19 protein-coding genes are annotated in these 25,217 nt (G+C 72.7%); 6 read left to right on the forward strand and 13 right to left on the reverse strand.

The genetic code is table 11. The annotated features are described in order from the left end of the window. Positions 1-192: 192 nt before the first annotated feature. Positions 193-927, forward strand: coding sequence for a class I SAM-dependent methyltransferase (locus ABD981_RS37190; protein ID WP_046905480.1), 735 nt, complete (start codon positions 193-195; stop codon positions 925-927). 27 nt (positions 928-954) lie between these two features. Here the strand turns inward: ABD981_RS37190 and ftsH are convergent, their stop codons facing one another. From ftsH to nsdA, 6 genes are all read right to left on the reverse strand, one after another. Then, positions 955-2,871 (reverse strand): ATP-dependent zinc metalloprotease FtsH, encoded by a 1,917-nt coding sequence (ftsH, locus tag ABD981_RS37195; RefSeq protein ID WP_046905479.1) that lies wholly within the window; start codon positions 2,869-2,871, stop codon positions 955-957. A 131-nt stretch (positions 2,872-3,002) separates the two neighbouring features. After that, complete coding sequence (gene ffh, locus ABD981_RS37200; RefSeq protein ID WP_046905478.1) at positions 3,003-4,553, reverse strand: signal recognition particle protein; 1,551 nt, start codon at positions 4,551-4,553, stop codon at positions 3,003-3,005. Between the two features lie 101 nt (positions 4,554-4,654). After that, a complete protein-coding gene (locus tag ABD981_RS37205) occupies positions 4,655-7,126 on the reverse strand; it encodes a [protein-PII] uridylyltransferase (protein ID WP_046905477.1) in 2,472 nt (823 codons plus the stop codon). A gap of 31 nt (positions 7,127-7,157) precedes the next feature. After that, complete coding sequence (locus ABD981_RS37210) at positions 7,158-7,496, reverse strand: P-II family nitrogen regulator (protein ID WP_046905476.1); 339 nt, start codon at positions 7,494-7,496, stop codon at positions 7,158-7,160. Further along, a complete protein-coding gene (locus ABD981_RS37215; protein WP_046905475.1) occupies positions 7,493-8,839 on the reverse strand; it encodes an ammonium transporter in 1,347 nt (448 codons plus the stop codon). The genes ABD981_RS37210 and ABD981_RS37215 overlap by 4 nt, the downstream gene beginning before the upstream one ends. A gap of 353 nt (positions 8,840-9,192) precedes the next feature. Next, positions 9,193-10,665, reverse strand: a complete 1,473-nt coding sequence (gene nsdA / locus ABD981_RS37220; RefSeq protein WP_046905474.1) for a transcriptional repressor NsdA — start codon at positions 10,663-10,665, stop codon at positions 9,193-9,195. A gap of 413 nt (positions 10,666-11,078) precedes the next feature. Here nsdA and ABD981_RS37225 point away from each other — a divergent pair, with 413 nt between their 5' ends. Continuing rightward, the gene (locus ABD981_RS37225; RefSeq protein WP_046905473.1) at positions 11,079-11,732 is read left to right on the forward strand and encodes a bifunctional DNA primase/polymerase; all 654 of its coding nucleotides are present in this window, start codon (positions 11,079-11,081) and stop codon (positions 11,730-11,732) included. Positions 11,733-11,809: 77 nt separating this feature from the next. On the opposite strand, the gene ftsY is transcribed toward ABD981_RS37225, so the two are convergent. Next, positions 11,810-13,024, reverse strand: coding sequence for a signal recognition particle-docking protein FtsY (gene ftsY, locus ABD981_RS37230; RefSeq protein WP_046905472.1), 1,215 nt, complete (start codon positions 13,022-13,024; stop codon positions 11,810-11,812). Positions 13,025-13,109: 85 nt separating this feature from the next. Between ftsY and ABD981_RS37235 the strand changes: the two genes are divergently transcribed. After that, complete coding sequence (locus tag ABD981_RS37235; RefSeq protein ID WP_046905471.1) at positions 13,110-14,579, forward strand: cytosine permease; 1,470 nt, start codon at positions 13,110-13,112, stop codon at positions 14,577-14,579. A 52-nt stretch (positions 14,580-14,631) separates the two neighbouring features. Next, complete coding sequence (locus ABD981_RS37240; protein WP_046905470.1) at positions 14,632-15,609, forward strand: LLM class flavin-dependent oxidoreductase; 978 nt, start codon at positions 14,632-14,634, stop codon at positions 15,607-15,609. A 72-nt stretch (positions 15,610-15,681) separates the two neighbouring features. Here ABD981_RS37240 and ABD981_RS37245 read toward each other — a convergent pair whose 3' ends face one another. The 4 genes from ABD981_RS37245 to ABD981_RS37260 all read right to left on the reverse strand — a co-directional run bounded on the left by ABD981_RS37245 (position 15,682) and on the right by ABD981_RS37260 (position 22,049). Further along, positions 15,682-17,115 carry a sugar porter family MFS transporter gene (locus ABD981_RS37245; RefSeq protein WP_046905469.1) on the reverse strand — a complete coding sequence of 478 codons (1,434 nt, stop codon included), beginning with the start codon at positions 17,113-17,115 and terminating at the stop codon, positions 15,682-15,684. A 229-nt stretch (positions 17,116-17,344) separates the two neighbouring features. Next, the gene (gene smc / locus ABD981_RS37250; RefSeq protein WP_046905468.1) at positions 17,345-20,896 is read right to left on the reverse strand and encodes a chromosome segregation protein SMC; all 3,552 of its coding nucleotides are present in this window, start codon (positions 20,894-20,896) and stop codon (positions 17,345-17,347) included. Between the two features lie 242 nt (positions 20,897-21,138). Then, entirely contained in the window at positions 21,139-21,354 is a 216-nt protein-coding gene (locus ABD981_RS37255; RefSeq protein ID WP_046905467.1) for a hypothetical protein, read from the reverse strand. Positions 21,355-21,767: 413 nt separating this feature from the next. Then, positions 21,768-22,049, reverse strand: coding sequence for an acylphosphatase (locus tag ABD981_RS37260; protein ID WP_046905466.1), 282 nt, complete (start codon positions 22,047-22,049; stop codon positions 21,768-21,770). 163 nt (positions 22,050-22,212) lie between these two features. Here ABD981_RS37260 and ABD981_RS37265 point away from each other — a divergent pair, with 163 nt between their 5' ends. Next, positions 22,213-23,070 (forward strand): CAP domain-containing protein, encoded by an 858-nt coding sequence (locus ABD981_RS37265; protein ID WP_046905465.1) that lies wholly within the window; start codon positions 22,213-22,215, stop codon positions 23,068-23,070. Positions 23,071-23,160: 90 nt separating this feature from the next. On the opposite strand, the gene ABD981_RS37270 is transcribed toward ABD981_RS37265, so the two are convergent. Next, positions 23,161-23,745, reverse strand: a complete 585-nt coding sequence (locus ABD981_RS37270; protein ID WP_046905464.1) for a flavodoxin family protein — start codon at positions 23,743-23,745, stop codon at positions 23,161-23,163. Between the two features lie 143 nt (positions 23,746-23,888). Between ABD981_RS37270 and ABD981_RS37275 the strand changes: the two genes are divergently transcribed. After that, entirely contained in the window at positions 23,889-24,275 is a 387-nt protein-coding gene (locus tag ABD981_RS37275; protein WP_046905463.1) for a winged helix-turn-helix transcriptional regulator, read from the forward strand. Here ABD981_RS37275 and mutM read toward each other — a convergent pair. Further along, positions 24,265-25,134: a bifunctional DNA-formamidopyrimidine glycosylase/DNA-(apurinic or apyrimidinic site) lyase gene (gene mutM / locus ABD981_RS37280; RefSeq protein WP_046905462.1), complete on the reverse strand. Its 870-nt coding sequence runs from the start codon at positions 25,132-25,134 to the stop codon at positions 24,265-24,267. The two genes, ABD981_RS37275 and mutM, sit on opposite strands and share 11 nt — an antisense overlap. Positions 25,135-25,217: the final 83 nt, after the last annotated feature.

The following is a 25,217-nucleotide window of genomic DNA, read 5'->3' on the forward strand; positions in this document are numbered from 1 at the left end:
ATGCGCCGGGGGCCTGGTGGGAGGGACAGTACCGGGCTCCTGCCCGAAGTCGGGCACCGCCCCCCACTCGTCGCGAAACCGCCTCCTCCCCCTGTCCGGAAGTCGTACGGCCCGAGCACTGGACGCGGGGCGGGATGCGCAGTTCCCTGACTACGGGGGGTCGTCGTCCAGGCACCGATTGGGGCGCTTTCCATGACACCTACGCTCGTCCCGCACCACCCCGCGCGCGACTGGGCCGAGATCCAGGAACGGATGCTCGTGCCGCTCTACGAGACGGTCTACGACCGGCTCGGCGTGGGCGCCCGGTCCTCGGTGCTCGGCCTGCGCTGCGGCTCCGGACTGGCCCTGCTGATCGCGGCGGCGCGGGGCGCGCGGGTGGCCGGGACGGACGACGACCTCGCCCGGCTGGCGCTCGCGAGGGAGCGGCTCCCGGAGGGGACGGTGAGCATGGCGGGGCCCCCGGAGGGCGACCCGTACGACGTGATCACGGCCTTCCACGGGACGGGCCCGCTGACCGCGGGGACGGCCTCGTTCACCCGCTCGGCCCAGCCGGGCGCGGCGGTCGTGGTGGCGGGCTGGGGCCCGCCGGAGCGCTGCGCCACGGCCTCGGTGCTCCGGGTCGCGGAGCGGCTGACCGGCTGGGTGCCGGGGGAACGCGAGGACGGCGAGGAGCTCGAGGCGGCCGTCGCGGCGGCGGGGCTGCGCTGGGAGGGTTCGGGCCGGGTGGCCTGCCCGTTCGGCTACGCGGGCCCGGACAGCGCGGTGCGCGGGCTGCTGTCGACGGGCGAGTTCGACGCGGCGGTCCGGGCGACGGATGCGCACCAGGTGGAGAAGGAGCTCCTGGAGGCGCTGGAGCCGTACGTGCGCGCGGACGGCACGGTGTGGATGCCGAACGTCTTCCGGTACGTGATCGCCCGCCTGCCGTAGCGGGGTGGTCCCGCGTGGGGCGCGGGGCTACTCCTTCTCCAGGCGCGGGATGCCGGCCGCCCGGTAGGCGGCGGCCTCCTCCAGGGTCTCGTTGGCGAGGAGGGCCTCGGCGAGGGCGTCGAGCTTGTCGCGGTTCTCCCGGAGCAGCCGCAGGGCGCTCTCGTAGCACTCGTCGACGATGCGGCGCATCTCGGCGTCGACGGTGTCGAGGGTGGCGGGGGCGGCGGAGAGGCCGTAGGCCTGCTGGGCGTCGCCGGGGATGGCGGTGAGGCGGCCGACCCGCTCGCTCATGCCCCAGCGGCCGGCCATCCCGCGGGCGATGCCGGTGACCTGCTCCAGGTCGCTCTCGGCGCCGGTGGTGATGACCCCGAAGACGACCTGTTCGGCCGCCATGCCGCCGAGCGCGCCGATGATCCGGCCGCGCAGGTACTCCTCGGTGTAGGCGTAGCGGTCGGCCTCGGGGGTGGAGAGGGTGACGCCGAGGGCGCGGCCGCGCGGCACGATGGTGATCTTGCGGACGGGGTCCGCGCCGGGCTGGAGCATGCCGAGCAGGGCGTGGCCGCTCTCGTGGTAGGCCGTGCGGCGGCGCTCCTCGTCGGGCATCACCAGGGGCCGTTCGGCGCCGAGCTGGACCTTCTCCAGGGCGTCGGAGAGGTCGGACTGGGTGACGGCCTTCTGCTGGCGCTTGACGGCGAGCAGGGCGGCCTCGTTGGCGAGGTTGGCGAGTTCGGCGCCGGTCATGCCGGGGGTGGTCTTGGCGACGTGTTCGAGGTCGACGTTCTGCGCGAGCGGGATCTCCCGGGTGTGGATCTTGAGGATGGCCTCGCGGCCGCCGCGGTCGGGCGGGTTGACGTGGACGATCCGGTCGAAGCGGCCGGGGCGGGTGAGGGCGGGGTCGAGGACGTCGGCCCGGTTGGTGGCGGCGATCACGATGACGCCCTCGGAGCCGGTGAAGCCGTCCATCTCGGTGAGGATCTGGTTGAGCGTCTGCTCGCGCTCGTCGTGGCCGCCCATGCCGGCGCCGCCGCCGCGGGCCCGGCCGATGGTGTCGATCTCGTCGATGAAGATGATCGCGGGGGCGACCTTGCGGGCCTCGGCGAAGAGCTCGCGCACCCGGGAGGCGCCGACGCCCACGATCATCTCGATGAACTCGGAGGCGGAGGCCGAGAAGAAGGGCACCCCGGCCTCCCCCGCGACCGCCCTGGCGAGGAGCGTCTTGCCGGTTCCGGGCGGTCCGGCGAGCAGCACGCCGCGGGGCATCTTGGCGCCCATCGCGCGGTAGGCGTCGGGGTTCCTGAGGAAGTCGACGACGTCGTTGAGCTCGCCCTCGACCTCGTCGATGCCGGCGACGTCGGCGAAGGTGGTGCGCTTGGCGCCGTCCAGCTCGACGGGCTTGGGCGGGGCCTTGCGGCCGAGCATGCCGCCGGCGCCGCCCATGCCGGCGCTCATCCGGCGGGCGATGAACACCCACAGCACGATGAGCAGCAGCATCGGGGCGAGCGAGATCAGCAGGTTGGCGAGGAAGCTGCGCTCCGCGACGACCGGCTTGGCGGTGACGACGACGTTCTGCTTGGTCAGCTGGGCCCAGAGGTCGTCGTCGGCGAAGGCGGGCCGCTGGGTCTGGAACTTGGTGTAGTCGCCGTCGCCGTCGGGGACGGGCTGCTTGGTCTTGAGCTGGCCCTGGATGGCGTCGCCCTTGGAGTAGATCTTGGTGACGTTGCCGGCCGCGACCTGCTTGTCGAACTCCGTGTACGAGATGGTCGGCCCGTCGCCCTCGTTGAAGAAGCCGAGCACGAGGTTGGCGATGAGGTAGACCGCGAGCGCGGTGAGGATCAGGCTGCCCCAGCCGCCGGGCATCCTCCTCTTGGGCGGCGGGGACGGCGGAGCCCCTTCCGAGCGCCAGGGCTGGTCGGTCCGGTCGCGCGGGGGTACGGGGTTGGCCACGTGCTCTCCTCGGGGTGGCAGTGGCCCCAGTATCGAAGAGCCGGGCATACCCGGCATTACGGATGACGCGCGGGAGTGAAAAGGGGCCCGCGGCGGTTTCGCACCGCCGCGGGCCCCTCTCCGGTGGGCACTCAGCCCATGAACTTCTTGAACTCGTCGGGCAGCTCGAACTGGCCCGGGTCCTGGCCCGCCGGCAGCCCGAAGGCGCCGCCGGCCTGCGCCTGCTCGCGGCGCTCCGCGGCGGCCTGCTCCTCGGCCTTGCGCTTCATCGGGTTGCCGCTCTTGCGCTTGCCCTTGGCCTGCTTGACCTGCTTCTTCTGCCGGCCGGGGCCGCCGCCCATGCCCGGCATCCCCGGCATGCCCGGCATGCCGCCGCCCTGGGCCATGCGGGACATCATCTTGCGGGCCTCGAAGAACCGCTCGACCAGGCCCTTGACCGCGCTGACCTCGACACCGGAACCCTTGGCGATACGGGCACGGCGGGAGCCGTTGATGATGGTCGGGTCCTGGCGCTCGGCCGGGGTCATCGACTTGATGATGGCGCCGACGCGGTCGACCTCGCGCTCGTCGATGTTGGCGATCTGCTCCTTCATCTGCCCCATGCCGGGGAGCATCCCGAGGAGCTTGGAGATGGAGCCCATCTTGCGGACCTGCTCCATCTGCGCCATGAAGTCGTCGAGCGTGAACTCCTGGCCCTTCTTGGACGCCAGCTTGGAGGCCATCTTGGCGGCCTCTTCCTGGCTGAAGGTCTGCTCGGCCTTCTCGATGAGCGACATGATGTCGCCCATGCCGAGGATGCGGGACGCCATGCGGTCCGGGTGGAACGCGTCGAAGTCGTCCAGCTTCTCGCCGTTGGAGGCGAACATGATCTGCTTGCCGGTGACGTGCGCGATGGAGAGCGCCGCACCACCGCGGGCGTCGCCGTCCAGCTTGGAGAGCACCACGCCGTCGAAGCCGACGCCGTCGCGGAAGGCCTCGGCCGTGTTGACGGCGTCCTGACCGATCATCGCGTCGACGACGAAGAGGATCTCGTCGGGGCTGACGGCGTCGCGGATGTCCGCGGCCTGCTGCATCAGCTCCTGGTCGATACCGAGGCGGCCGGCGGTGTCGACGATGACGATGTCGTACTGCTTGCCGCGCGCGTACTCGATCGAGTCCTTGGCGACCTGGACCGGGTCGCCGACGCCGTTGCCCGGCTGGGGGCCGTAGAAGGCCACGCCCGCGCGGTCGGCGACCACGGAGAGCTGGGTGACGGCGTTGGGGCGCTGGAGGTCGCAGGCGACGAGCAGCGGCGAGTGCCCCTGGCCCTTGAGCCAGAGACCGAGCTTTCCGGCGAGGGTGGTCTTACCGGCACCCTGGAGACCGGCGAGCATGATCACGGTCGGGGCGGTCTTGGCGAACCGCAGGCGGCGGGTCTCGCCGCCGAGGATGCCGACGAGCTCCTCGTTGACGATCTTGATGACCTGCTGCGAGGGGTTCAGCGCCTTGGAGACCTCGGCACCGGCGGCCCGCTCCTTGACGTTCTTGATGAACGCGCGGACGACGGGCAGCGCGACATCGGCCTCGAGGAGCGCGATACGGATTTCCCGGGCCGCGCTGTCGATGTCCTGCTCGGAGAGGCGGCCTTTACCCCGGAGGGACTTGAAAGTCGCGCTGAGGCGGTCGGAAAGCGTATCGAACACGGTGGTCGCGATTCCTCGGGTCGGGGCGGGCAGTCCCCCAAGGGTATCCGTCCCGCGGACGGGGGCGCCCTGGCCGGTACGGGTCGGGGCGCCCCGGCCGTTCAGCGCAGCGCCTCCTCCAGCGTCCGCGCCAGTCCGGCCGCCTCCTCCGACGCCAGCAGCGAGCCGTCCGGCCGGGTCACGTAGAGGGTGTCGACGGCGTTGGCGCCCAGGGTGGAGACATGGGCGCTGCGGACCCGGACCTCGGCGCCCTCCAGGGCACGGCCGATGCGGTGCAGCAGGCCGGGGGCGTCCTGGGCGCGGACCTCCAGGACGGTGGCGAGCCGGGAGCCGTCGGCGGCGACGGTGACCCGGGGCGGCGGGGCGGCGACCCCGCGGCGCCGGGGGTAGGCGGCGTCGCGTTCGGCGAGCCGGGCGGGGACGTCGAGGGAGCCGTCCAGGGCGCGCACGAGGTCGGCGCGGAGCCGTCGGGCCTCGGGGAGCGAGCCGTACTCGGCGGCGACCCGCCAGTCGAGGACGAGGACGGGGCCCTTGCCGATCTCGGCCGGCAGGGCGACGGCGCGCAGCTCGGCCGCGCGCACGGTGAGCCGGTGCAGGGCGAGCACGCCGGCGACGGCGGGCAGCACGCCGGGCCGCTCGGGCAGGGCGACGAGCAGTTCGACGCCGACGGGCTCGGGCTCCCCGGCACCGGCGACGACGGGTTCGGTGTGCAGGGCGAGGACGGGCTCGCCGGTGCGCAGCGCCTCGATGGCGAGCCGTTCCTGCTCGGCGCTGGGCGCGGCGGCCTCCGGGTCGGGCAGCTCCTCCCCCGCGAGCACCCCGGCGACGCGTTTGACGAGATCGGCCACCAGGGAGGCGCGCCAGGAGGACCAGGCGGCGGGCCCGGTGGCCAGGGCGTCGGCCTCGGTGAGGGCGTGCAGGAGTTCCAGGGCGCCGAGGGTGCCGACGGCGGCGGCGACGGACTGGACGGTGGCGGGGTCGTCGAGGTCGCGCCGGGTGGCGGTCTCGATGAGGAGCAGGTGGTGGCGGACCACGGTGGCGAGGACCGCGACGTCGGCGGCGTCGAAGCCGATCCGGGCGGCGACGTCGCGGGCGATGGTCTCGCCGGCGACGGCGTGGTCGCCGGGCCAGCCCTTGCCGATGTCGTGCAGGAGGGCCGCGACGAGCAGCAGGTCGGGCCGGTGGACCCGGCGGGTGAGGGAGGCGGCGCGGACGGCGGTCTCGACGAGGTGCCGGTCGACGGTCCAGGTGTGGACGGGGTTTCGCTGGGGGCGGCAGCGGACCCGCTCCCAGTCGGGCAGCATCCGGGTGACGAGCCCTTCGGCCTCCAGGGCCTCCCAGACGGGGACGGTGGGTTCGCCCGCGCCGAGGAGGGTGACGAGTTCCTCGCGGGCCTCGGCCGGCCAGGGCACCGGCAGCGGCTTGGCGGAGGAGGCGAGGCGGCGTACGGCGTGCAGGGAGAGCGGGAGGCCGGCCTGGGCGGCGGCGGCCGCGGCCCGCAGCGGCAGGACGGGGTCGCGTTCGGGTCGGGCACTGAGGGCGAGGACGGCCTCGCCGTCCATCTCGACGACGCCCTCGGCGAGCGGGGTGCGTTCGGCGGGCGGTTTCGCGCCGCCGGGCCGGCCGCCGCGCCCGCCGAGCAGGCCGCGCAGCCGGGGCCGCCCGGCGCGGGCCTTGAGGACCCGGTTGACCTCGCGCCAGGTGACGTCGGAGGCGTACGAGACGGTCCGCGCGGCCTCGTACACCTCGCGCAGCAGGGTGTCGGCGTCGAGCAGGCCGAGTTCGGCGGCGACGGCGTCCTGCTCCTGGAGGGCGAGGCGGTCGGTGGCGCGGCCGGTGGCGAGGTGGAGGGCGTCGCGGGCGTCGAGGAGGCGGCGGCGGGCCTCGTCGAGTCCTTCGCGGGGCGCGTCGGCGAGCCAGGAGGCGGCGACGGCGCGCAGGGCCTGGGCGTCGCGCAGTCCGCCGCGGGCCTCCTTGAGGTCGGGCTCCAGGAGGTACTGGAGCTCGCCGCTGCGTTCGGCCCGCTCGCGGCAGAGGGCGTCGAGCTCGGGCAGCCGCCGGGTGGCCTGGTTGCGCCAGTCGGCGAGGACGGTGGTGCGCAGGGCGGTGACCAGGCCCGCGTCGCCCGCGACGGGCCGGGCGTCCAGGAGGCCGAGCTGGACCTTGAGGTCCTCGGCGGCGGTCTTGCGCGCCTCGGCGGGGGTGCGGACGGAGTGGTCGAGGGCGAGGCCCAGGTCCCAGACCGGGTACCAGACCCGGTCGGCGAGGGTGGCGACGGCGCCCGGGTCGGCGGAGCCGTCGTGCAGGAGCAGCAGGTCGAGGTCGCTGCGCGGGGAGAGCTCGCCGCGCCCGTAGCCGCCGACGGCGACGAGCGCCACCCCTCGGGGCGGCCGTCCGGCGGCGTCGAGGCCGGCGTCGAGGAGGGCCGCCAGCCAGGCGTCGGTGAGCCGGGAGAGCTCGGCACGGCGCGGCGGCCCGGACCGCGTCTTCTCACTGAGAAGGCGCAGCCGGGCCGCCGCGTAACCGCTGGGTCCCGTGTCTTCGGATTCCGTGTTCACGTCGAGGCTCGTCACCCAGCGGCTCCTTTTCGCGTCGTCGTCCGGGCTACAGCGCGTCCGGACCGCGTTCGCCGGTGCGGACCCTCACGGCGGTCTCGACCGGGACGCTCCACACCTTGCCGTCTCCGATCTTGCCGGTCCGGGCGGCCTTGACGACGACGTCGATGAGCTGTTCGGCGTCCTCGTCCTCCACCAGGACCTCGATGCGGATCTTGGGGACGAGGTCGACCGTGTACTCGGCGCCGCGGTAGACCTCGGTGTGGCCGCGCTGGCGGCCGTACCCGCTGGCCTCGGTGACGGTGAGGCCCTGGACGCCGAAGGCCTGGAGGGCGTCCTTGATCTCGTCGAGCCGGTGCGGCTTCACGACCGCGGTGATGAGCTTCATGCGTCCACCTTCTTGTTCTCCGTCGGGGCCGGGGCGGGTACGGCGGTGCTGCGCGAGGAGCTGCCGCCGCCCGCCCCGCTGAAGTCGTACGCGGTCTCCGCGTGCTCGACCTGGTCGATGCCGGAGATCTCGTCGTCCTCGCTGACCCGCATCCCCATCGTCTTGTCGATGATCAGGGCGAGGATCGCGGAGGCGATCAGAGAGTAGGCGAGGACGGAGAAGACGCCGATGGCCTGCTTGCCGAGCTGGTCGAGGCCGCCGCCGTAGAAGAGGCCCTTGGCGTCGGACTGGACGCCGCCGGTGGCGAAGAAGCCGACGAGGAGGGAGCCGACGACACCGCCGACGAGGTGGACGCCGACGACGTCGAGCGAGTCGTCGTAACCGAACTTGTACTTGAGGCCGACGGCCATGGCGCAGAGCAGGCCGGCCACGGCACCGATGGCGATCGCGCCGAGCGGGGAGCAGGAGCCGCCGGAGGGGGTGATGGCGACGAGGCCGGCGACCGCGCCGGAGGCGGCGCCGAGGGTGGTGAAGGAGCCGTGGCGGAGCTTCTCGTAGGCGAGCCAGGCGAGCATGGCGGCGGCGGTGGCGACCTGGGTGTTGACGAACATCACCGCGCCGACGCCGTCGTCGTTGCCGAGCCAGGAGCCGGCGTTGAAGCCGAACCAGCCGAACCAGAGCAGACCGGCGCCGAGCATGACCAGCGGGAGGCTGTGCGGGCGCATCGGGTCCTTCTTGAAGCCGACCCGCTTGCCGATGACGAGGATGACGCCGAGGGCGGCCGCGCCCGCGTTGATGTGGACGGCGGTGCCGCCGGCGAAGTCGATGACGCCCATCTCGAAGAGCCAGCCGCCGGTGCCCCAGACCCAGTGGGCGACCGGGAAGTAGACGATCGTGACCCACAGGGTGATGAAGAGGGCCCAGGCGGTGAACTTGACGCGGTCGGCGAGGGCGCCGCTGATCAGGGCCGGGGTGATGATCGCGAACATGAGCTGGAAGACGGCGAAGACGTACACCGGGATGGTGTAGCCGTCCCACAGTTCGGTGAGGCCGATGCCGCTGAGGCCGACGTAGTCGGAGGACCACCCGAAGAGCGAGGCGGAGTCGGTGCCGAAGGCGATGCTGAAGCCGTAGAGCACCCAGAGGATCGTGACGATCCCGAGGCTGATGAAGCTCATCATCAGCATGTTGAGGGTGGACTTGACGCGGACCATGCCTCCGTAGAAGAAGGCGAGAGCCGGGGTCATCAGCATGACCAGGGCGGAGCAGATGAGCATGAACCCGGTGTTGGCGGCGGACAGCGCGGGCGCGTCTGCTGCCAGGGTCGTGATGGCTGATGCCATCGGCGTCTCCTCGTCGTCGAATGCGGCCTGTGCGGGGCGGGGCCGGAGCGGCTTGGCCGTGAGGGGTGGCCGGTTATGCGCCAGAGATTCGCGCAGCGCGGTTTCCGCCGATGCCGCTCGATGTTTCGCCGCAGTGACGAAGGGACGGGGCGTGTTACGCGACCGTGAACGCCGGGGTCACGGAGATGTAACGGGCGTACTCTCCGCGCGGGATCCGGGGAGGGCGCGGAAGCCCACGGGAGGAGAGGAGAACCGACCGCGCCGGCGTCCGTGTGTCCTTGCGGCGGGGGAGCCGAGTCGGGCTTTACGGGACGGCCGGCGCGGCCGGGGTCGGTGCGGTCCTGCCGCGGGGCTCAGACCGCCTCGGCGGTCTCGGGGAGCAGCGCGGTGAGCCGGTCGGTGAGGTGGACGACCTCGGCGACGTCGCCGAAGTCGCGGGCGGCGGTGTCGACGGTCTTGCGGAGCCGGGTGTTGACCCGCTCGGAGCGGACCTTGCGGGCGACGCCGAGGGCCTTCTCGGCCAGCACGACCGACTGCTCGGGCTCCCGCTTGAGGAGGTGGACGGTGGCCATGCCGATGAGGTTGAGGGCGTAGCTGCGCTGGTGCTCGGGGTCCTTCTCGAAGAGCTCGACGGCGCGCTCCATGACGGGCTCGGCGAGCGAGGCGTAGGTCGGGGAGCGTCCGGCGACGTAGGCGAGGTCGCGGTAGGAGTGGGAGTTCTCGCCGTTGAGCTCGGCCTCGGAGAAGAAGCGGATCCAGTCCGGCTCGGGCTCGCCGTCGAGGCCGACGTCGGAGAAGGTGTCCTCGGCCATCCGCACGGCCCGCTTGCACTTGGAGGGCTGGCCCATGTTGGCGTAGGCGCGGGCCTCCATCGCATACAGCATGGCCTGGGTGCGGGGGGTGGCGCAGTCCCGACTGCCGTACTGGGCGAGGTGGATGAGTTCGAGGGCGTCGTCGGGCCGGCCGAGGTGGATCATCTGCCGGCTCATGGAGGAGAGGATGTACGAGCCGAGCGGCTTGTCGCCGGCTTCCTTCGCGGCGTGCAGGGCGAGCACGAAGTACTTCTGGGCGGTGGGCTGGAGGCCCACGTCGTAGCTCATCCAGCCGGCCAGTTCGGCCAGTTCGGCCGCGCAGGTGAAGAGGCGCTGGGCGGTGGCGGCGGGCTGGGGCTCCTGGAGCAGGTCGGTGACCTCGTGGAGCTGCCCGACGACCGCCTTGCGGCGCAGTCCGCCGCCGCACTGGGCGTCCCACTGGCGGAACATGGCGGTGGTGGACTCCAGCAGGTCGAGCTCGACCGGGGAGAGCCGGTGCGCCCGGCGCTCGTCGGGCGCTGGACCGGGCAGCGGCTCGCCGGCCGGGGTGGGCACCAGCCAGCGCTGCATGGGCTCGATGAGGGAGGGGCCCGCGGCGAGCGAGAGGGAGGAGCCGAGGAAGCCGCGGCGGGCGAGCATCAGGTCGCTGCGGGAGAACTCGCCGAGCAGTGCGACGGTCTGGGGGCCGGCCCAGGGCAGGTCGACGCCGGAGACGGACGGCGACTGGTGGGCGGTGCGCAGGCCGAGGTCCTCGACGGCGACGACGGAGCCGAAGCGTTCGGAGAACAGCTCGGAGAGGATCCGCGGGATGGGTTCGCGGGGCTGCTCGCCGTCGAGCCAGCGGCGCACCCGCGAGGTGTCGGTGGAGATGTGGTGCGCGCCCATCTGGCGTGCCCGGCGGTTCACTTGGCGCGCCAGCTCACCCTTCGACCAGCCGCTGCGCACGAACCACGAGCTCAGCTGTTCGTTCGGGCGCTTGCCGGCAGTCGAACCGTCTGCGCCGTTGCCGCCCACTGGAACGCCCCCATCCACACTGATGCCGTCCTGCGATCCCCTGCCAGAATGCCGTGTTTCACGGTTCCCGTCCGGTGTTTGTACTCCTTCGAACGGAAAACCGGCTTGCCTCCGGCATACCCGTGCGTGCGATCCGCCCCGGGTTCGTGTACCGAAGGTAATCCTACGATCACCCGCCCCGGCATGGCGATTCAAGAAACGCCACCATTCGCCACCCCTTCGAATGAACTCGCCGCGCACGGAACACGATTCACTTGACATGCGACGGAACGGGGTCCGTGAACCGGAGCGCGGAGAGGCGCGCGCAACGGTCCGCACCACCCCCCGCGCCACCGCACCCCCACGGGGGCGGCGGAGCGTGACGGTGGACCCCGGTCCGTAACCACCGGCGCGCTCGACCCGTTGGAGGGGGCATGGGCTTCACGATCGGCGGCATTCGTGAGATGCGGTCCGGCTCACGTCGCCGCGTACGCACCACGGAGTGCACAGCGGTGGCCGAGTACACCGGACTGTGGGGCTGGGACGTGGTCCCGGGAGCACGGGCGGTCGCGGGCCGCTGCTCCTGCGGCGACCTCGGCTGTACGGCGCCGGGGGCGCATCCGCTCTCCTTCGCCGAGCCGGTCCCGGCGGGCGCGGGCCTCGACGACGCGGGCAAGGCGTGGTCGCGCTACCCGGGAGCGGCGCTGCTGCTGCCGGTCGGCCGGGCCTTCGACGTGATCGAGGTGGCGGAGGCGGCGGGCCGCAGGGCGCTGGTCCGGCTGGAGCGCATGGGGCTGCCGCTGGGCCCGGTGAGCGCGACGCCGACGGGCCGGGCGCAGTTCTTCGTGGCCCCGGGCGCCGCGGCCGAGCTGCCGCAGCTGCTGTACCGGATGGGCTGGGACGACGCCGACCTGGACCTGCACTGCCTGGGCCCCGGCGCCCATGTCACGGCCCCGCCCTCGGACCTGGGCGGCCTCGGCCCGGTGCGCTGGCTGCGGTCGCCGACGCTGGACACGGCGGGGTCGCCGCCGCAGGCCCGGCTGCTGCTCGGCACGCTGGCGTACATCTGTCACCGCACGCACTTCTGAGGCGCCCCCTCCCCCGGCCCGTACGACGAAGGCCCCCGCCGGATGCGGCGGGGGCCTTCGTCGTACGCGGGCGGGGATCAGTCGCCGATCAGGGCGTCCACGAACGCGCCCGGCTCGAACGGCGCCAGGTCGTCCGGGCCCTCGCCCAGGCCGATCAGCTTGACCGGGACGCCCAGCTCGCGCTGGACGGCGACGACGATGCCGCCCTTGGCGGTGCCGTCCAGCTTGGTCAGGACGATGCCGGTGATGTCGACCACCTCGGCGAAGACCCGGGCCTGGATCAGGCCGTTCTGGCCGGTGGTGGCGTCGAGGACGAGCAGCACCTCGTCGAGCGGGCCGTGCTTCTCGACGACGCGCTTGACCTTGCCGAGCTCGTCCATCAGGCCGGTCTTGGTGTGCAGCCGGCCGGCGGTGTCGATGAGGACGACGTCCGCCTTCTCGGCGATGCCCTCCTTGACCGCGTCGTAGGCGATCGACGCCGGGTCGCCGCCCTCCGGGCCGCGCACGGTGCGCGCGCCGACCCGCTCGCCCCAGGTCTGGAGCTGGTCGGCGGCGGCGGCGCGGAAGGTGTCGGCGGCGCCGAGGACGACGGACTTGCCGTCGGCGACGAGCACCCGGGCCAGCTTGCCGGTGGTGGTGGTCTTGCCGGTGCCGTTGACCCCGACGACCATCACGACGCCCGGGACGTCCTCGGGGCTCTCGGTCTTCACCGAGCGGTCGAGGTCGGCGCCGAGGAGGGCGATCAGCTCCTCGCGGAGCAGCCCGCGCAGCTCCTCGGGGGTGCGGGTGCCGAGCACCTTGACCCGGTCGCGCAGCCGCTCGACCAGTTCCTGGGTGGGGGCGACGCCGACGTCGGCGGTGAGGAGGGTCTCCTCGATCTCCTCCCAGGTGTCCTCGTCGAGGTGCTCGCGCGACAGGAGCGTGAGCAGCCCCTTGCCGAGCGAGTTCTGGGAGCGGGCGAGCCGGGCCCGGAGCCGCACGAGGCGGCCGGCGGTCGGCTCGGGCACCTCGATCTCGGGGACCGCGGCGGCCGGCTCCTCGACCGGGGCGGGGGCCTCGGCGGCCTCGGGGGCGGGGAGGGTGACCTCTTCGACGGTGCGGCGTGGTTCTTCCCGCGGCGTCTCCGCCTCGTCGCCGACGTGCGGTTCGGCGGGCGGAGCGGTGATGGTCGGCGTGGTGGACGGCGGCTCGGCGGGCGGCAGCTGCTTCTTCTTGCGACCGCTGATCACGAGTCCGCTGGTCACGGCGACCGCGACGACCAGAGCGATGACTACAGCAAGGATGAGTTCCATAACCTGACCAGTATCGGCCACGGGAGCGCGGTTCGAGGAGCACGTAGTCTGGGTGGGTTCCCCCACATGTGTACGGAGTGTCCCCATGCCCCACGCCGCCGAGACCGAGGGCGCGCAGAGCGGCGCCACGCTGGAGAGCCGTGGCCTCGAACCCGTCCCCGACGCCGAGCGCACCGGCCGGGTCCGGGAGCTCTTCCCGACCTGGGTCGCCGCCAACATCAGTGTGCTGCTGCTCACGATGGGCGCCGGTCTGATCGTCTTCAACGGCCTGAACTTCTGGCAGGTGCTGTTCGTCGCGGCCGCCGCGCCGGTCCTGTCGTACGGGATCGTCGGACTGATCTCGATCGCGGGCAAGCGCGGCGGCGCGCCCGGCATGGCGCTGTCGCGCGCGGTCTTCGGGCAGCGCGGCAACCTCTTCCCCGGCTCGCTGATCTGGGTGGCCCGCTGGGGCTGGGAGACCATCAACGCGGTCACCGGCGCCTACGCGGTGCTGACCGTGCTCGACCTGCTGTTCGGTGTGAAGTCCAACACGGCGCTGATCGTGGTGACGCTGCTGCTCTTCGTCTCCTGCACCTTCCTGGTCTCCGGCCTCGGCATCAACGCGCTGCGGGTGTGCAGCACGTGGTCGACGTACCTCTTCGGCGCCTTCTCCGTGCTGGTCCTCGTCTACCTGGTGGCGAACACGGACTGGTCCGCGGTCTTCGCCAGGCCGGCCGGCTCGACGGCGATGCTGGTGGCCGGGGTCGGCACCATCGCGGCGGGCGGCATCAGCTGGGTGCCCTCCGGTCCGGACTTCACCCGCTACCTGCCGCGGAACGCCTCCTCGAAGGGCCTGGTCGGCACGACGGTCGGCGGCGCCGGCATCGTGGTGCTGCCGATGGTCCTGATGGGCGCCGTGATGGCGGTGTCGACGCCGGACCTGGCCTCGGCGCAGGACCCGGTGTCCTTCATCGGCGAGCTGCTGCCGACCTGGATCTCGGTGCCGTACCTGCTGATCGCCCTGATCGGGATGCTGCTGATCAACTCGATGTCGATGTACTCGGCCGGGTTCACCGCGCAGACCCTCGGCATCAAGGTGTCGAGGGCCGCGGCGGTCAGCGTGAACGCGGTGATCAGCCTGGTCTTCGGCTTCCTGCTGATGGTGGTGGCGACCAGCTTCATCGGCTCGTTCATCTCCTTCCTGACCCTGCTCGCGGTCGCGTTCTCGGCCTGGATCGGCGTCTTCGGCGTGGACATGCTGACCCGCCGGTCGTACGACGCCGAGGCGCTGATGGACACCACCCGGACCAGCGGCTACTGGTACCGGGGCGGCTTCGCCTGGCAGGCGATGGCCGCCTGGGGCGTGGCGCTCGTGACGGGCCTGCTGTTCACCAGGGTCGACTGGTTCGCCGGCCCGCTGGCCTCCTCCTGGATCGGGCGGAACGGCCTCGGCTGGGCGGCGACGATCGTGGTGGCCGGCGTGCTGTACGCGGTGCTGCCCCGCGAGCGGGGCGCGGAGCCGGCCCCGGTCTCCGGCGAGGAGCCCGACGAGCGGCGCGCGACCGTTTCCATCTGACGCGACGTCAGCTACCGTCCCCCTCCGACGCACCCGTGGAGGGGGACTTCCCATGCCGTTCACCGTCGTCCGGTTCAACCTCGTGGATCCGCACGCGGACCCGGCCTCCCTGTCGGCCCGCTACCGGGCGGCCGTCGAGATGGCGGCCCACGCCGACGCGCACGGCGTCGACACCGTGCAGACCGAGGAGCACCACGGGGCCGTCAACAACTGGCTCCCCTCCCCCTTCGCCTTCGCCGGAGCCGTCTTCGGCGCCACCCGGCGGATCGCGGTCACCGTTTCCGCGATCATCGGCCCGCTGCACGACCCGCTGCGGCTCGCGGAGGAGATCGCGGTCCTGGACCTGCTGAGCGCGGGCCGGCTGGTGACCGTCGCCGGGATCGGCTACCGGCCGGAGGAGTACGAGGAGCGCGGGGTCGACTGGGGCCGCCGCGGCAAGCTGCAGGACCTGCTCCTGGAGACCCTGCTGACCGCCTGGTCGGGCGAGCCCTTCACGTACCGGGGCCGTACGGTGCGGATCACCCCGCGGCCCTTCACCCAGCCGCACCCGCTGCTGCTGGTCGGCGGCTCCTCGAAGGCGGCGGCCCGGCGGGCGGCCCGGCTCGGGCTGCCGTTCTTCCCGAGCGCGCACCTTCCCGAGCTGGAGACGTACTACCAGGAGCAGTGCGCCGCGCACGGCACCGAGGGCTGGACGATGATGCCGGCCCGCGAGACCCCGCTGCTGCACGTGTCGGAGGACCCGGACCGGACCTGGGCGGAGCACGGGGAGCACTTCCTGCACGAGGCCCGCACCTACGCCTCCTGGCAGTCGAAGGACATCAGGTCGGCGGTCCGCTCGGCCGCGGGGAGCGTGGCGGAGCTGCGCGCGGAGGGGGTGTACCGGGTGGTGACGCCCGAGGAGTGCGTGGCGCTCGGGCGGGAGCTGGAGAGCCTGGTGCTGCATCCGCTGTGCGGCGGGATGCCGGTCGAGGAGGGCTGGCGGAGCGTACGGCTGTTCTGCGACGCCGTGCTGCCCCGGCTCCGCGGATGACCGAACCGCCCCGCCCGGGGCGCGGGGCCTCGGGCGGGGCGGTCTCGTGTGCGAGGAGAGGGGCAGCGGGGTTTAGCCCATCTCCTCCAACGCCTTGCCCTTGGTCTCCTTGACGTACCGGAGCACGAAGGGGATCGAGAGCACGGCGAAGACCGTGTAGATGACGTACGTGCCGGAGAGGTTCCAGTCCGCGAGGGACGGGAAGCTGGCGGTGATGGCCCAGTTGGCGATCCACTGCGCGGAGGCGGCGACGCCGAGGGCCGCGGCGCGGATCCGGTTCGGGAACATCTCGCCCAGGAAGACCCAGACGACCACGCCCCACGAGAGGGCGAAGAAGAGCACGAAGACGTGGGCGGCGACGAGCGCCACGACGCCCTGGGTGGTGGGCAGCTTGCCGTCGACGAGGTCGGCGGAGAAGGCCCAGGCCTCGAAGGCGAGGGCGATCGCCATGCCGACGGAGCCGACGAGGGCGAGCGGCTTGCGGCCGACCCGGTCGACCAGGACCATCGCGATCACGGTGCCGACGATGTTGATGATCGACGTGGTGAACGAGTAGAAGAAGGAGCTCGACGGGTCGATGCCGACGGACTGCCAGAGGGTCGCCGAGTAGTAGAAGGCGACGTTGATGCCGACGAGCTGCTGGAAGACCGAGAGTCCGATGCCGACCCAGACGATCGGCAGCAGCCGGTACTTGCTGCCGGCGGCCAGCAGGTCCTTGAAGGTGGACTTGTGCTCGCTGCGCATGGCCCGGTCGATCTCGGCGACCCGGTGGTCCAGGTCGACGCCGTGGCCCTCGACCTCGGCGAGCACCTCCTTGGCGCGGTCGGTGCGGCCGACGGAGATGAGGAAGCGCGGGGACTCGGGGATCGCGAACGAGAGCAGGCCGTAGAGGACGGCGGGGACGACCATCACGCCGAGCATCCACTGCCAGGCCTCGAGGCCGCCGATCTTGCCGCGCTGGTCGCCGTCGGCCAGCTGGAGGATGCCGTAGTTGACCAGCTGGGAGATGGCGATGCCGATGACGATCGCGGCCTGCTGGAAGGAGCCGAGCCGGCCGCGGTACGCGGCGGGGGCGACCTCGGCGATGTAGGCGGGGCCGATCACCGAGGCCATGCCGATGGCGAAGCCGCCGATGATGCGCCAGAAGGCCAGGTCCCACAGGGCGAAGGGCAACGCCGAGCCGACGGCGCTGATGGAGAAGAGCACGGCGGCGATCTGCATGCAGCGGATGCGGCCGATGCGGTCGGCGATCCGGCCGGCGGTGGCGGCGCCGATGGCGCAGCCGATCAGCGCGATGGCGATGACCTGGGCCAGGGCCGCGGAGCCGATGTCGTACCGGTCGCGGATGGCCTCGACGGCGCCGTTGATGACGGAGCTGTCGTAGCCGAAGAGGAAGCCGCCCATCGCGGCCGAGGCCGAGATGAAGATGACGTGTCCGATGTGGTCCGGATGGGCCGAACGGCCTTCGGACGGCGGCGGTGTGGACGCCTTGTCGGTGGTGGTCACGAGGACTCCTCGGGGCTCCGGCAGCGTCGCCGGTGCGGTGGGGGGGCGAGCCCTTCAAGTGGCGCACAACTTCACGCCGCCCACCACATGAAGGTAAAAGCAACGTTGCAGAGACTATGCCTTCAAGTTTCGAAGTCAATAGTCGATGTCGTGTGACTTAATAGGCACCACAAGGTGGCTTGAGTTCAACCCTTGAAGAGATTGAGGGGCCGGGGGGAGGATCTCCCGGTCAGCGCAGCCGCTGGCTGATCACCTTGGAGACGCCGTCGCCCTGCATCGACACGCCGTAGAGCGCGTCGGCGACCTCCATCGTGCGCTTCTGGTGGGTGATCACGATCAGCTGCGAGGACTCCTGGAGCTCCTGCATGATCCGGATCAGCCGCTGGAGGTTGGTGTCGTCCAGCGCCGCCTCGACCTCGTCCATCACGTAGAACGGGCTGGGCCTGGCCTTGAAGATGGAGACCAGCAGCGCCACGGCCGTCAGCGAGCGCTCGCCGCCGGAGAGCAGCGAGAGCCGCTTGACCTTCTTGCCCGGCGGGCGGGCCTCCACGTCGATGCCGGTCCGGAGCATGTCGTCCGGATCGGTGAGCACCAGCCGGCCCTCGCCGCCGGGGAAGAGCCGCGAGAAGACGCCCTCGAACTCGCGGGCCGTGTCCCGGTACGCCTCGGTGAAGACCTGCTCGACCCGGAGGTCCACCTCCTTCACGACCTGAAGGAGGTCGGCCCTGGTCTTCTTCAGGTCCTCCAGCTGCTCGGAGAGGAACTGGTGCCGCTCCTCCAGGGCCGCGAACTCCTCCAGGGCGAGCGGATTGACCTTGCCGAGCTGCTGGTACGCCCGTTCGGCGGCCTTGAGCCGCTTCTCCTGCTCCGAACGGACGAACGCCCGCGGCTGGTTGCGCGGGTCCTCCGGATCGTCCGGCAGCGTCTCGCCCTCGGCCGGCGGCGACGGCGGTACGGGCCGGTGGGGGCCGTACTCGTCGACCAGCGCGGCAGGCTCCACCCCCAGCTCCTCCAGCGAACGGCTCTCCAACTGCTCGATCCGCAGCCGCTTCTCGGCACCCAGGACCTCGCCGCGGTGGACCGAGTCGGTGAGCTTGTCGAGCTCCGCCTTCAGGTCGCGGCCCCGGTTGCGGGCCGCGACGAGCCCCTCCTCGCGGGCACCCTTCGCGGCCTCCGCCAGGGCCCGCTCCCGCTCGGCGCGCGCCAGCGAGACCTCCACGTGGGCGAGCAACTGGCGGGAGCCCGCGGCGACGGCGGCCGCGACCTCCGCCTCGTGGCGCAGCCGGGCCCGGCGCTGCTCGGCGCGGGCCCGGGCCTCGCGCTCGGCGCGGGCGGCGCGGTCCAGGGAGTCGGCCCGGCCGGCCAGGCCCTTGACCCGCTCCTCGTGGGTGCGGACCTGGAGGCGGGCCTCCATCTCGGTCTGGCGCGCGTTGGAGCCGTCGATGGCGAGCCGGTCACGGGTCGAGGCGTCCGGCTCCTCGTCGGCCGGCAGTTCCTCCGCCACCAGCAGCCGCTCCGCCAGCTCCTCCGCCTCGGCCAGCGCCTTCTCCAGCGCCTCGCCCGCGCGGGCGGCGGCCGCGGCGGTCCGCTCGGCCTCTCCCGCGGCGCCCCTGGCCTGCCCTGCGAGCCGCCCGAGCTGCTGGGCGACCGCCGACTTCTCCCGGTCCGCGGTCCGCCGCCGCTCGCCCAGCTCCTCGACGAGCCCGGCGGCCTCGCGCCGGCGTTCGGCGGCGGCCTCCTGACCGGCCGCCAGCTCCGCGCAGCGCACGTCGAGACCGGCCAGCTCCGCCGCCGCCTCGTCGACCGAGGCCCGCACTTCGAGGAGGCTGGGCGCACCGGCGGCCCCGCCCTGGGCGAGGTGCGCCCCGAGCAGGTCGCCCTCGGCGGTGACCGCGGTCAGTCCCGGCCGGGCCCGGACCACCTCGACGGCCTCGTCCAGCCCCTCGACCACGACGACGTCCCGGAGCAGCAGGCGCACGGCCCCCAGGAGTTCGCCGGGGCCCGAGACCAGCGGGGCTGCGGGCACCGCTCCGGCCGGCGGGGGCGCGTCCTGGGCGGCCGGTTCCGGCGCGCCCGCGAGGAGCAGCGAGGCCCGCCCCGCGTCCTGCTTGCGGAGCAGGCGGAGGGCTTCGGCGGCGGTCGCCGGGCCGGTGACGGCGAGGGCGTCGGCGGCCGCGCCCAGGGCGGCGGCGACCGGGATCTCGTAGCCGGGGGTGACGGTCAGCAGCTCGGCCGCCGGGCCGAGCAGGCCGGTGAGCCCGGCGGCGAGCAGCGCGCCGGTGCCGTCCTTGCGGCGCAGGCCGAGGGCGAGGGCGTCGCGCCGGGCGCCCGCCGCGGCGCGGGAGCGTTCGGCGGCGCCGAGGGCCTCGCGGGTGGCGGCGAGCGCGGACTCCGCCTCGGCGAGCTCCCGGCGGGCGGCCTCGTACCGCTCCCCCAGCTCCGTGTCGTCGGCGTCGAGGCCGTCCACCTCCGCCCGCAGCTGCTCGTACTCCTCCTGCGCGGCGGCGGCGCGCTCCCGCGCCTCGTCGCGGGCGGCGGCCAGCCGGTCGATCTCGGCCTGGGCGGAGGCGGCGCGGGAGCGGGCCGCGTTGACCTGTCCGTGCAGGCGGGCCAGGCCCTCGCGGCGGTCGGCGATCGCCCGGGCCGCGTCCTTGAGCCGCCGCTCCTCGACGGCGAGGGCGCGTTCCAGGTCGGCGCGGTGGGCGACGGTGTCCTCCAGGGCGCGCTCGGCGGCCTCCAGGGCGGCCGTCAGCTCGGCCTCCTGTTCGCGGACCCGGGCGGCCTCGCGCTCCAGGTCCTCCGGGTCGCGTCCGCGCCGCTCCTCGGCGGGCCCGGCGGTCGCACTGGTGACGCGCGCGTCGGCGAGCGAGACGGTGCCGCGCACCCGCTCGGCCAGCTGGGAGAGTTCGTACCAGGTCTGCTGGGCGCGCTGGAGCCGGGGCACCAGGCGGCGCACCTCGTCCTCCAGGCCGGCCTCCCTGGCGAGCGCGGCCTTCAGTTCGGCCTCGGCGGACTCCTTGCGGGCGAGCAGCGCGGCCTCGTCGGCGAGCTCGGTCCTCAGCGCCTCCCTGAGGCGTACGAGGTCGTCGGAGAGCAGCCGCAGCCGGGCGTCGCGCAGGTCGGCCTGGATGACGGCGGCCCGGCGGGCGACCGCGGCCTGCCGGCCGAGCGGCTTGAGCTGGCGGCGCAGTTCGTCGGTGAGGTCCTGGACGCGGGCGAGGTTGGCCTGCATCGCGTCCAGCTTCCGCAGCGCCTTCTCCTTGCGCTTGCGGTGCTTGAGGACGCCCGCGGCCTCCTCGATGAAGGCCCGCCGGCCCATGGGGTCGGCGTGCAGGACGGAGTCCAGCTGGCCCTGGCCTACGATGACGTGCATCTCGCGGCCGATGCCGGAGTCGGAGAGCAGGTCCTGGATGTCCAGCAGCCGGCAGGTCTCGCCGTTGATCTGGTACTCGCTGCTGCCGCCGCGGAACATGATCCGGGTGATCGTGACTTCGGCGTAGTCGATGGGGAGCGCGCCGTCGGAGTTGTCGATGGTCAGCGAGACCTCGGCGCGGCCGAGCGGGGGCCGCCCGGTCGTGCCGGCGAAGATGACGTCCTCCATCTTGCCGCCGCGCAGCGACTTGGCGCCCTGCTCCCCCATGACCCAGGAGAGCGCGTCCACGACATTGGACTTGCCGGAGCCGTTGGGGCCGACGACGCAGGTGATCCCGGGTTCGAACCGCAGCGTGGTGGCGGAGGCGAACGACTTGAAACCGCGGAGCGTCAGGGCCTTGAGATGCACGCCTGCGGACTCTACCCGGGGTCGTGTGTTTCACCCGCGAACGCGCAGGGCAGACCCTCCGCCAAGGAGGGTGTGACCCGGGGGACGGGGGAGGGCGCTCGAAAGACCCGAGAAGACCCGGCAGAGCCGTGAGGAAGAGGCAAGAAAGAAGGGACGCCTAGGCGCCCCTTGCATATCTTGCCGTGCTGCATGCCTAGCTGTGCTAGCGAGAGTGTTTCTCACCGGTGCCCCGGCACGGGGCGTCAGGTGAGCGCAGGCTCCGCCTTGGGAACGTCGAGGTCGATGCTGTCCAGCAGCGAGTCTCCGTGCTGTGCGGCGGCAGCGGCGAGCGCGTCGTTCTCGGACTGGATCCGAACCAGCTCGGACTCGAGGTCCTGGACGCGCTGCTGAAGCCGTCGCATCTCGGCGAGGAGTCGCGGGTCGGAGCCGCCGACGTAACCGAGAAGCGCCTTTGCCATGATGGATGGTCCTCCACACTGAGTGACCGACCGAAGCGGTGTGGGTCGTGAGGGATTCGCACCCGCGGTGCCCGACCATGCTCTTTGTCGTGCCGGTTCTCACGGTCGAACAGCTGAGGTGCGCGGGGCTTCCAGAGTCTCACCAAAAAGTTTGACGGTCAACACGATCACACCCCGTATCAAGGGATCACCGGGGGGCCTGCGGCCGCGGGAAGGGCGGCGGCGCCTCGCAACTCGGTGCCCGGGGGGCGTGGAGATCATCCTTACTCGGGCAGCCTGGCACGGCAAGCCCTTCTTGGCAACCACCAGGAGGTTTCCGCTCCCGGCGACCCTTTTCCGTACGCCGTGAGCGCCCCCCGCGCGCCCCTCCGGGGGCGCCGCGCGGGGCGCTCGGACGAGATCGTCGAAGGGTCTCAGCGGATCGCGAAGGTCTCGTAGATGCCGCGGGGCGTGTCCCAGATCTCAGTGACTCCGTCCACGCGCCCGGGCGTGTCGCCGGAACGGAGCCAGTCCAGCAGACGGTGGCAATTGTCACTCGGCCCCTCGGCCACGACCTGCACGCGGCCGTCGTCGAGGTTCAGGGCGAAGCCCACGAGCCCTCCGATCTCCAGCGCGTTTGCCCTGGTGAACCAGCGGAAGCCCACTCCCTGTACCCGGCCGCGCACCCAGGCGGTCATCCGTACGTCGTCATTCATGGCTGCACGCTAACGGGCGGATTACGGAAGGAGCACGTCAGCCCCGCATGTCATGCCGTACAGTCCCGACGGAACGGGAGTCACCCACATGGACGCGTCCCGTTCGGAAGCATCCACAGAAGCAAACACCAGCAAAGATCGTCCTCACAGGGAGGCAGAGCGGATGGGACGCCATCGGGGCGCGCGACGCGGCGCGCCGGTACGCACCGGACTGCTCGGTGTCTCCGCCGCGGTCGCCCTCGGCGCGATCGCGGTCACCTCGGGCCTGCTGCCCGGCGGCGACACGTTCACGGTGGGCAGCGCGGGCTCGGGTGCGGGAGGCGAGCAGCGCGTCGCCACGCAGCAGGCGCCGAGCCTGACCACGCAGGGGGGCGCCTCGGTGACCCCGGCCGGCGACCCGGCCTCGAGGAGCACGGGTACGGGTACGGGTTCGGGTTCGGGCACGGGGAACGGCAAGGCCGCCACCCCGGCCGCCCCCTCCACGAGCGCGACCCCCGCGCCGAAGCCCACCGCCACCGAGCCGACCGCGAAGCCGAGCCCGAAGGCCCCGGCGCCGAAGCCCTCGCACACCGCCCGGCCCACCCAGGCCCCCACCACCGAGGCCCCCGCGCCGCCGGCCACCGTCCGCCCCCTGGCGGACCGCGCCGCCGCCGCCGAGGCGGAGGTCGTCCGGCTGGTGAACGTCGAGCGCGCGAAGGTGGGCTGCGTCGCGATCCGCTCCGACGCGGACCTCGCGGCCCTGGCCGGCGCCTTCAGCGCGGACATGGCCGCGCGGAACTTCTTCGACCACACGGACCCCGACGGTCTGACCCCGTGGGCGCGTGCCACCCGGGCCGGCGTCAGCGGGCTCGGCGCCGAGAACATCGCCCGCGGCCAGGTGGACGCGGCCGCGGTGATGAAGTCCTGGATGGCGAGCGACGGCCACCGCGCGAACATCCTGAACTGCGACTACAAGACGCTGGGCGTGGGAGTGCACTTCGCGGACGGCGGTCCGTGGTGGACCCAGGACTTCGGTTACTGATCCCCCGCGCCCCCGTGCGTACGCGCACGCGGAAGGCCCCGTCACCACTGCGGTGACGGGGCCTTTCCCATGGAGCCTTCGGCACGGACGTCAGGCGGCGGCCTTGCCGAGCGCAAACGTGCGGGCGGTCTCGGCGACGCGGCGGCCGAGGTGCTCGGCGGTGGCGACGTCGGCCTTGTGGACGGCCTCCGGGCCCAGGTCGCTGGGGGTCTGGGCGGCGGCGCCGGAGAAGAAGCCGAGGCGGTTGATGTCGTTCTCGGAGGCGGTGCTGCTGTTCCAGCCGGGCTTCAGGCCCAGGTTGACCCAGGTCATGCCGTGCTGGCCGGCGAGGGTCTGGAAGAACTGCAGGGTGTGCAGCTTGTCGCCGCTCTTCGAGGCGGAGTTGGTGAAGCCGGCCGCGAGCTTGTCCAGCCAGGCGTCGGCGAACCAGCGCTTCGAGCTGGCCTCGGCGAACTGGTGGAAGGCGCCGGAGGCGGTGCCCATGTAGGTCGGCGAGCCGAAGACGATCGCGTCGGAGGCGTCGAGCAGCTCCCACTGGGCGTCGGTGATCTCGTCGACCTTGATCAGGTGGACGGTGGCGCCGGCGTCGGCGGCACCGTCCCGGACGGCCTCGGCGATGACGGCGGTGTGGCCGTAGCCGGAGTGGTAGGCGATGGAGACGACGGGCGTGGTCACAGGAGGCTCCTCGAACAGCTCGGTCGGGGGGTGCGGGGACACCTCCCGGGGACACCAGAAGTAGAGCACTAACTTTTCGAAAGCGCAAACCTTTGGTGAGCGCAGGCGTGGTCGTAAGCGCTGCGCGGGAGTACGGTGGGGGCATGACTGACGCCGACGACCTCGCCTACGACGTCTTCGCGAAGGCCTGTCCCTCGCGGGGCACCCTGGAGCACGTGACCGGCCGCTGGGGCAGCCTGACGCTGGGCGCGCTCCACGAGGGCACCTTCCGCTTCAACGAGCTGCGGCGCAGGGTGGACGGCGTCAGCGAGAAGATGCTGTCCCAGACGCTGCACGCGCTGGAGCGCGACGGCCTGGTGCACCGCGAGGCGCAGCCCACCAACCCTCCGCGCGTGGACTACCGGCTCACTCCGCTGGGCCAGGAGGTCGCGGAGCGCCTGCTGGGCCTGATCCACCTGGTCGAGGGCCGGATGGACCAGGTGCTGGCCGCCCGCGAGAACTACGACGCGGAGCGTGCCGTCACGGCGTGACGCGTGGCGGGCGCTGGCAGCGCGGGCAGAAGTAGCTGGACCGGTTCATCCACGCGCGCCGGCGCATCGGCGTACCGCAGCGGCGGCACGGCTCGCCCTCCCGCCCGTACGCGTCGAGCGAGCGGTCGAAGTAGCCCGACTCGCCGTTCACGTTGACGTACAGCGAGTCGAAACTGGTGCCGCCGGCCGCGAGGGCCGCGTTCATCACGTCCCGCACGTGCCCGAGGAGCTCGGCCGAGCGCGGCCGGGTGAGGCTCGCGGTCGGGCGGTCGTAGTGCAGCCTCGACCGCCACAGCGCCTCGTCGGCGTAGATGTTGCCGACGCCGCTGATCAGCGACTGGTCGAGCAGCGCCCGCTTGATCGTCGTACGCCGCAGCCGCAGCGCGGCCTGGAAGGCGGCGTCGTCGAAGAGCGGGTCCAGCGGATCGCGCGCGATGTGCGCGATGACCTCGGGCAGCCCGTCGGTGCTGCCCGGGACCGTGTCGTGCAGCGAGAGCCCGCCGAAGGTGCGCTGGTCGACGAAGCGCAGCTCGGTGCCGGCCGCGTCGGCGAAGCGGACCCGGATCCGCAGGTGCTTCTCGTCCGCCGCGTCCTCCGGCTGCACGAGCAGCTGGCCGCTCATGCCGAGATGGCCGAGCACGGAGGCGTCGGCCTCGTCCAGCGGCAGCCACAGGTACTTGCCGCGCCGCCGCGCGGTGCCGAACCGCTGTCCCTCCAGCCGGGCCGCGAAGTCGGCGCCGCCCTCCGGGTGGCGCCGCACGGCCCGGGGGTGCAGGACCTCGACCTCGGCGACGGTCCGTCCGGCGACCCATCGCTCAAGACCGCGTCGTACGACCTCGACCTCGGGCAGCTCGGGCACGGGACTCCTCCTGGACGGTTCCTGCGGGTGATGTCCGCAGCCTACAACCGCCGGGCACGACGATGCCCCCGTCCCCTGGAAGG

It is taken from the genome of Streptomyces showdoensis, assembly GCF_039535475.1.
GTDB classification, from domain to species: domain Bacteria; phylum Actinomycetota; class Actinomycetes; order Streptomycetales; family Streptomycetaceae; genus Streptomyces; species Streptomyces showdoensis.

Bases quoted from the DNA above. Each gene is read 5' to 3' on its own strand.
- ABD981_RS37190 (WP_046905480.1), top strand. From the start codon at position 193: ATGACACCTACGCTCGTCCCGCACCACCCCGCGCGCGACTGGGCCGAG.
- ABD981_RS37210 (WP_046905476.1), bottom strand. From the start codon at position 7,496: ATGAAGCTCATCACCGCGGTCGTGAAGCCGCACCGGCTCGACGAGATC.
- ABD981_RS37215 (WP_046905475.1), bottom strand. From the start codon at position 8,839: ATGGCATCAGCCATCACGACCCTGGCAGCAGACGCGCCCGCGCTGTCC.
- ABD981_RS37225 (WP_046905473.1), top strand. From the start codon at position 11,079: ATGGGCTTCACGATCGGCGGCATTCGTGAGATGCGGTCCGGCTCACGT.
- ftsY (WP_046905472.1), bottom strand. From the start codon at position 13,024: ATGGAACTCATCCTTGCTGTAGTCATCGCTCTGGTCGTCGCGGTCGCC.
- ABD981_RS37235 (WP_046905471.1), top strand. From the start codon at position 13,110: ATGCCCCACGCCGCCGAGACCGAGGGCGCGCAGAGCGGCGCCACGCTG.
- ABD981_RS37240 (WP_046905470.1), top strand. From the start codon at position 14,632: ATGCCGTTCACCGTCGTCCGGTTCAACCTCGTGGATCCGCACGCGGAC.
- ABD981_RS37255 (WP_046905467.1), bottom strand. From the start codon at position 21,354: ATGGCAAAGGCGCTTCTCGGTTACGTCGGCGGCTCCGACCCGCGACTC.
- ABD981_RS37260 (WP_046905466.1), bottom strand. From the start codon at position 22,049: ATGAATGACGACGTACGGATGACCGCCTGGGTGCGCGGCCGGGTACAG.
- ABD981_RS37265 (WP_046905465.1), top strand. From the start codon at position 22,213: ATGGGACGCCATCGGGGCGCGCGACGCGGCGCGCCGGTACGCACCGGA.
- ABD981_RS37275 (WP_046905463.1), top strand. From the start codon at position 23,889: ATGACTGACGCCGACGACCTCGCCTACGACGTCTTCGCGAAGGCCTGT.